The organism is Amycolatopsis sp. NPDC058340 (assembly GCF_042723975.1).
GTDB lineage: Bacteria > Actinomycetota > Actinomycetes > Mycobacteriales > Pseudonocardiaceae > Amycolatopsis.
The window spans coordinates 1-6,784 of the sequence record NZ_JBHXIB010000039.1; the positions used below are offsets into that span (position 1 = coordinate 1).

6 protein-coding genes are annotated in these 6,784 nt (G+C 69.6%); 3 read left to right on the forward strand and 3 right to left on the reverse strand.

The window, feature by feature from the left end:
- Window positions 1-88 precede the first annotated feature (88 nt).
- The 3 genes from ACFWIW_RS31100 to ACFWIW_RS31110 all read right to left on the reverse strand — a co-directional run bounded on the left by ACFWIW_RS31100 (window position 89) and on the right by ACFWIW_RS31110 (window position 3,037).
- Window positions 89-991: an HAD family phosphatase gene (locus ACFWIW_RS31100; RefSeq protein WP_016330921.1), complete on the reverse strand. Its 903-nt coding sequence runs from the start codon at window positions 989-991 to the stop codon at window positions 89-91.
- 96 nt (window positions 992-1,087) lie between these two features.
- Window positions 1,088-2,173 (reverse strand): DUF5667 domain-containing protein, encoded by a 1,086-nt coding sequence (locus tag ACFWIW_RS31105; protein ID WP_378371751.1) that lies wholly within the window; start codon window positions 2,171-2,173, stop codon window positions 1,088-1,090.
- A 165-nt stretch (window positions 2,174-2,338) separates the two neighbouring features.
- Window positions 2,339-3,037 carry a sigma-70 family RNA polymerase sigma factor gene (locus tag ACFWIW_RS31110; protein WP_378371752.1) on the reverse strand — a complete coding sequence of 233 codons (699 nt, stop codon included), beginning with the start codon at window positions 3,035-3,037 and terminating at the stop codon, window positions 2,339-2,341.
- Between the two features lie 292 nt (window positions 3,038-3,329).
- Here ACFWIW_RS31110 and ACFWIW_RS31115 point away from each other — a divergent pair, with 292 nt between their 5' ends.
- The 3 genes from ACFWIW_RS31115 to ACFWIW_RS31125 are packed head-to-tail and all read left to right on the forward strand — an operon-like array spanning window position 3,330 to window position 6,655.
- On the forward strand, window positions 3,330-4,814 hold the full coding sequence (locus ACFWIW_RS31115; RefSeq protein WP_378371753.1) for an AMP-binding protein: 1,485 nt from the start codon (window positions 3,330-3,332) through the stop codon (window positions 4,812-4,814).
- A 10-nt stretch (window positions 4,815-4,824) separates the two neighbouring features.
- A complete protein-coding gene (locus ACFWIW_RS31120) occupies window positions 4,825-5,061 on the forward strand; it encodes a glutaredoxin family protein (protein ID WP_038520134.1) in 237 nt (78 codons plus the stop codon).
- A 58-nt stretch (window positions 5,062-5,119) separates the two neighbouring features.
- The gene (locus tag ACFWIW_RS31125; RefSeq protein WP_378371754.1) at window positions 5,120-6,655 is read left to right on the forward strand and encodes a molybdopterin-dependent oxidoreductase; all 1,536 of its coding nucleotides are present in this window, start codon (window positions 5,120-5,122) and stop codon (window positions 6,653-6,655) included.
- Window positions 6,656-6,784 lie beyond the last annotated feature (129 nt).

The following is a 6,784-nucleotide window of genomic DNA, read 5'->3' on the forward strand; positions in this document are numbered from 1 at the left end:
CTTGCGGTATGCGAGGCAGTTGAAGGTTGCGAAAGCCACATTCGCAACCTTCAACGTTGCGAAAGTGGCTTTCGCAACGTCGGCGGGGTCAGCGCTTGCGGTACGCCATGCCCGCCGCGACGGCACCGGCCACGGCACCGACGCCGAGCACCGAAGGCACGCCGATCTTCGCGGCCTTGCGTCCGGTCCGGAAGTCACGGATCTCCCAGCCGCGCGCCCGTGCGACGTCACGAAGACCGCCGTCCGGGTTCACCGCGACCGCGGTCCCGACGACCGACAGCATCGGGACGTCGTTCTGCGAGTCCGAATACGCCGTGCAGCGCTTGAGGTTCAGCCCTTCGCGTGACGCCAGCGCCCGCACGGCGTGGGCTTTCGCGCGGCCGTGCAGCAGGTCGCCGACGAGGCGGCCGGTGTAGACGCCGTCCTTGGTCTCCGCGACGGTGCCCAGCGCGCCGGTCAGGCCGAGGCGCCGCGAGATGATGGCCGCGAGTTCGATCGGGGTCGCGGTGACCAGCCAGACGCGCTGTCCGGCGTCGAGGTGCATCTGCGCGAGCGCCCTGGTGCCCGACCAGATCTTGTCCGCCATCAGCTCGTCGTAGATCTCTTCGCTGATGTCGGTCAGTTCCTGCACCGTGCGACCGGCCACAAAGGACAGTGCGCGCTCGCGGTGGGTTTTGATGTCCTCCTTGTTCTCCCGGCCGCCGAGCCGGAATTTCACCTGCTGCCAGACGAATCCGGCCAGATCGGCGGACGTGAAGAACTTGCGCGCGGCGAGCCCGCGGGCGAAGTAGAAGATCGACGCGCCCATCATCATGGTGTTGTCGACGTCGAAGAACGCGGCCGCCGTCAGGTCCGGCGGCGCGGGCGGCGCGGGCGGTTCGAGGGCTTCGGCGGACGCGGTCGCCATGGCGGCCTCGGCCGACGCCTCGCCCGCGAGCTCGGCCAGCCGTTCGAGCTCTTGACTCTTATCCCTGCCCCGCCACACTGACACGCACACCGCCTCCGGAATCCCAGGTGCCTGTGCACAGCGTAGCGAGCGGCCGACCAGGCTGTCCCGGGTGTGGCGCCTGCCTCACGTGACACCGAGTCAGCCGATGACTATCGGCGGTAATCCCGGGATGAGCGGCGGAATCGAAACCAGCGGCGGCGGCCGCGTGGTGGTCGTCGGCGGAACCGTCCTCGTGGTCGGCGGCGGCGTGGCCACCACGGGCGGCGGTGTGCCTCCGGTCGGCGGGGCGAGCGGTCCGGTCGGGGCCGAGGTGTCCACACCGGGCGACGGCGGCACCGATAACGGCACCGACGGCGTCGCCGCCGGAGCCGACGACGGCGGGGAAGACGTCACCGGCGGCAGGACGGCGTCGGGGGAGTCGGGGTTGCGGACGCAGTCGCCGGCGGCCGGGACCGCGCCCAGTTCGTCGGAAGCGCCCGTGGTGATCGTGTAGCAGACCAGACGCGAGCCGAGATCCGTCGTACGCTCCTGGACCTTGTCGAGCAGGGCACGGGCCGCGGAGAACTTGTCGCGCGCCTCGGCGGGCGCTTGCTCGACCTGGAGGCCGAGCCGGTCGGACTGGTTCCGCGCCCACGTGCGGAGTTCGGCCAGCCGGGCCTGGCCACCTTGATCGGTGACGAGCGCCGTCAGCTGCGAGACGCCGGCGCGGAGATCGGTCTCGAAATCGGCGAGCCCGGTGAAATACGCGGCGGTGGGCGCGCCCTGCCTGGTCAGCTCGTCCAGTTCGCCGACGCGGTTCGCGGCGAACTCCAGATGCTTCTTCGCCTTGTCGTGCTCGTCGAAGGTGAGGCCGAGCGAAGCCGATTCACCCGCTCGTTTGATGCCGTAGAGCGGATCGCCCGGCAACGCGTCCTTGGACAGCAGCAGCGTGATCCCGCCGAGCGCCAGCACCAGCGCGACGGCGGCCGCGGCGAGATTGGCGACGGCGTGACCACGTCGCTTCGGCGCGGCTTCGGCTTCGGCGAGGCGCCCGGCGATCTCGTCGCGGATCCGCTGCCGGGTCTCCGCGTCGGGGGCGCCGCCGGCGCCGAGTTCGCGCAGTCCGCCGACGAGCGCGAGTTCGTGCGCGAACTCGTCGCCGTCCGGGGATTCGGTGCCGTCGACAAGGTCGGCGAAGCGGTCACCGTCCGCCCGCTCCCGCGCGAACCATCCCGGCACGCCCACGGCGAAGTCTCCATCTGATCAGCCCGGTCCTGACCACCGGTCTGGCAGTGAAAACGAGCGGGGACGCCCAAGGGTTACGGCAAGGCCCGGTGAGGGATAAATATTAGAACGATGCCGCAACGCGAAGCGTTTCCGTTGAGGGTGGTGGTGGGTATATCGGCGGGTTTAACGCAATCCTGTGGGCAGAAGTTGTGCCAAACGGCGTACCGCGCGGTGCTGAAGGGCCTTGATGGCGCCCTCGTTGCGCTTCATGATCGCGGCGGTCTCGGCGACCGAAAGCCCCTGCATGAACCGCAGCACGATGCACTCGCGCTGGTCCTCGCCGAGTTCGGCGACGCAACGCAGCAGTTCGGCGCGGGTGGCGCGGCTGATGGCCTGCTGTTCCGGGCCCGCCACGGCCTGCACGCCGACGTTCCCGATCGGCGCCCCGTTGGGTTCGGCGACCTCGTCGGTGACGACTTCGAGGCGGAACCGGCTCGATTTCACGTGGTCGAGGATGATGTTGCGCGCGATGGTGACGAACCAGGCGCCGACGTCACGTCCCTGGTAGCTCACCGATGTGATGCGGCGAAGCGCGCGGAGGAACGTCTCGCTGGTGACGTCCTCGGCGAGGTCCCGGTCGCCGAGGCGGAACAGGACGTAGCGGTAGACGACGTCCACATAGCGGTCGTAGAGCCGTCCGAAGGCGGAGGTGTCGCCGTCCTGTGCGGCGCTGACCAGGTCCCAGGCTTCGGCCTTCGCGGCTTCGGCGGCGTCCGTGCCTTCTTCGACCTTCGGCCGGGCCGGAGGCGCCGCGGGGAAACCGCTCCGGCGGAGGATGTGGCCCGCCAGCATCGAGACGGGGTTCGGCGCGGGGAGAGTCACGGTCCACCTCCCGTTCCGGACAGGGAGGACCGGCCCGCATGTCCCACCGCCGCGTGGGCCTGCAAGATCTGCACGTCCGGACTCCCTTTCTCACCATCGAGTGATCAACACCACTCGACGACGCACAGCAGCATACGTGTAGTTACCGCGAAGTAGGTAGCGGTGCCGGGGTTACGGAACTGCGACGAAAGCGAGTGACCCCCATGACGGTGGCCGGGATGACAAACTGGCAACGCCGTTCACCGAGGGAAGAGGTTCGCAGTTGAGCGCGGAGCAGGTTGCCGATCCAAGTGTGCCCACTTTGCTCGCCGAGGCCGCCCGGCGGTGGCCCGGCAAGGTGGCCGTCCAGGAGACCGGCCGAGGGGTCGCGCTGACCTGGGCCGAACTCGACAACGCCGCCCACAAGCTGGCCCGTGCCCTGCTCGACGCCGGAATCGAGCGCGGCGACCGGGTGGCGTTGCGGCTGCCGACGTCGGCAGCGTTCGCCGTCTCGCTCTTCGGGGCGCTCCGGGCGGGCGCGGTGGTCGTCCCGGTCTCGCCGCAGGGGCCGTCGGCCGAGCTGAACGGGCTGTTGGAGCACAGCGGCGCGCGGCTCGTCCTCGAACGCGAACCCACCGAGGAACTCCCCGACGGGGTGACAAGCCTCTCACCGCCTGTTACTTCGGATGGAGCAGCCGAAGCGGTCGACGCGTCCGGCGCCGGTGAGGACATAGCGGTCATCTCGTACACCTCCGGCACGACCGGTCCGCCGCGCGGCGTGATGCTGTCGCACCGGGCGCTGCTGGCGAACCTCGACCAGCTGAGCCGGATCGTCCCGACGCCGCTCGTGCACGGCGACCGCGTGCTCATCACCATCCCGTTGTTCCACGTCTACGGCCTCGGCCCCGGCCTGCTGCAGACCACGGCGGTCGGCGCGACGGCGATCCTGTCCGAGCGTTTCCTCGCCGAGCGCACCCTGGCCGACTGCGCCGAGTACCGGGTGACGTCGATCGCCGGTGTGCCCGCGATGTACGCCGAATTCGCCGCGATGGACCCCGAGGAGCTCGGGCAGGGCCTGTCGACCGTCCGGCGGATGACCTCGGGCGCGGCACCGCTGCACCCAAAGATCCTCACCGCGCTCCGCGGCGCCACCGGCCTCGACGTCTACGAGGGCTACGGCCTCACCGAATGCGCGCCCGTGGTCACCACGACCCTGGTCACCGGCTACCCGAAGCCGGGTTCGGTCGGGCGGCCGCTGCCCGGTGTCGAGCTCCGGCTGGTCGACAGCGACGGTGACGCGGAGCCGGTCCCGCTGGATCCGGACGACCTCGGCGACGCCTTCGACGAGGACGGCGGCACCGGCCTGGTGTCGATCCGCGGCGCGAACCTGTTCTCCGGCTACTGGCCCGACGGCTCGCACGGCCCCGACGAAGAAGGCTGGTTCCGCACCGGCGACGTCGGTTACCTCGACACCGACGGCGACCTCCACCTGGTGGATCGGGCCAACGACCTGATCATCGTCAACGGCTTCAACGTCTTCCCGCACGAGGTCGAGAACGTGATCTCGATGCTGGACGAGGTCGTCGAGGCAGGCGTCGTCGGCGTGGTCGACGAGCGGACCGGTGAGGCGGTGAAGGCCGTGGTGGTCCCCGCTCCCGGGGCTTCGCTGTCGGAACAGCAGGTCGTCGAGCACTGCGCCGAGCATCTGGCCGGGTACAAGGTGCCGCACACCGTCGAGTTCGCGGAGTCGCTGCCGCATTCGGCCACCGGGAAGCTGCGCAGGCTGCGCCTCAGGTAAGGATGGGGCCATGGCGCACCACGTGACCGTCATGACCCGCACGGGCTGCCACCTGTGCGAGGTCGCGGAACAGGACATCGAGCGGATCTGCGGAGAACTGGGCGTCGCCTGGTCGGCCCAGGACGTCGACAGCGATCCCGAATGGCGGGCCGAATACGGCGACCGCGTGCCGGTGATCCTCGTCGACGACGCCGAGCACGGCTATTGGCGTGTCGAAGAGGACAGGCTCCGGAAGGCACTGGCGTAACAGTCTCGTAAGGGGCGATCGGCCGACCTTCGGGCATATCCCCGGCGAAGATGGAGTCGTGGACGACGAACGCAGGCTCACCTTCCCGCAAGCCGCGCTGACCGGGCTCCTGTCATTGGCGGCCGCCCTCGGCGTGGGGCACCTCGTCGCGGGCTTCGTCGGGTACACGGCCTCGCCGTTCGTCGCCGTGGCGAACTTCGTCATCGACCACAGCCCGCACGCGGTCGTCGCCTGGGCCGAGCAGACGCTGGAGACCTGGGACAAGTTCGTCCTCAAGATCGGTCTCGCCGTCGTACTGGTGCTGTTCGCGCTGCTCGCCGGGCAGCTTTCGCGCCGTACTCCGCTGCCGGGTCAGGTGATCGTCGGAGTGCTCGGCGCGGCCGGCGTCGCCGCGGTCTTCGTCCGCACCGACCTCGGGCAGATCGCGCTGCTGGCGCCGGTGATCGCCACCGTCGTCGCGCTCGTCGTGTTCACCCGGCTGCATTCGTTCTTTCGCCCGAAGGTGTTCTTCGACGAGCGTGAAGGCGAAGGCCCGGACCGGCGGAAGGTGCTGATCACCGGCGTGTCCGTGGCGGCGGGGGCCGGCGTCGCCGCGCTGACCGGCCAGGTCGTCGGGACCAGGAAGAACGCCGAAGAGTCGCGTGCCGCCGTCGGCAGGCTCGTCGCGGCGAGGACCGCGCCGCCGATCCCGCCCGACGCGGATTTCGCGAAGCTCGGCACCCCGCCGTACCTCACTCCTTCGAAGGATTTCTATCGGATCGACACGGCACTGGTGGTCCCGCAGGTCCGCACCGAGGACTGGAGCCTGCAGATCCGTGGGATGGTCGACCGCGAAGTCACCTATCGGTATGAAGATCTGCGCTCGCGGCCGCTGATCGAACGCGACGTCACCCTGTGCTGTGTCTCCAACGAGGTCGGTGGCCCGTACATCTCCAACGCGCGCTGGATCGGCATCGACCTGCGGGACCTGCTGAACGAGGCGGGTGTGAAACCCGGCGCCGAGCAGATGTTCGCGACCAGTGTCGACGGCTGGACCTGCGGAACCCCGGTCGAAGCCGCCCTGGACCCGCGACGCGGCGCGATGCTCGCTCTCGGCATGGACGGCGAACCGCTCCCGATCGAGCACGGTTTCCCCGCGCGGATCGTGATCCCCGGGCTCTACGGCTACGTGTCCGCCACGAAATGGGTGACCGAGCTGGAGATCACCACCTGGGCGGAGCGCCAGGCGTACTGGCTCGGCCGCGGCTGGGCCAGGGAAGCGCCGGTGAAGACGCAGTCGCGGATCGACGCGCCGGGCTCGGCGGTGAACGCGGGCAAGGTCGTGGTGTCGGGGACCGCGTGGGCACAGCACACCGGCGTCGCGAAGGTCGAGGTCCGGGTCGATCAGGGGCCGTGGAAGGAGGCCGTCCTGTCGGCGGAGACGTCGAAGGACACCTGGCGGATGTGGTGGACCGAGGTCGATGTCGCCGCCGGTCAGCACGAGATCGCCGTCCGGGCGACGGACCAATCCGGCTACACGCAGACGCAGGAACGCGCCGGAACCGTGCCGGACGGCGCCACCGGCTGGCACACGGTGTCGGTCAACGCGCGCTGACGCCTCGGTCACCGTGGTCGTGAGTGGTAAGTGTCGTTCTAACGACACTTACCACACAACGCCCACCCCCCCCCGCCCCGGGGGGGGGGGGAGAGCCACAAACACTGGAAATTTTGGAGGGGTGAAAAA

Excerpts from the sequence above, each read along its gene's own strand:
- ACFWIW_RS31120 (WP_038520134.1), top strand. The coding sequence starts at position 4,825 with ATGGCGCACCACGTGACCGTCATGACCCGCACGGGCTGCCACCTGTGC.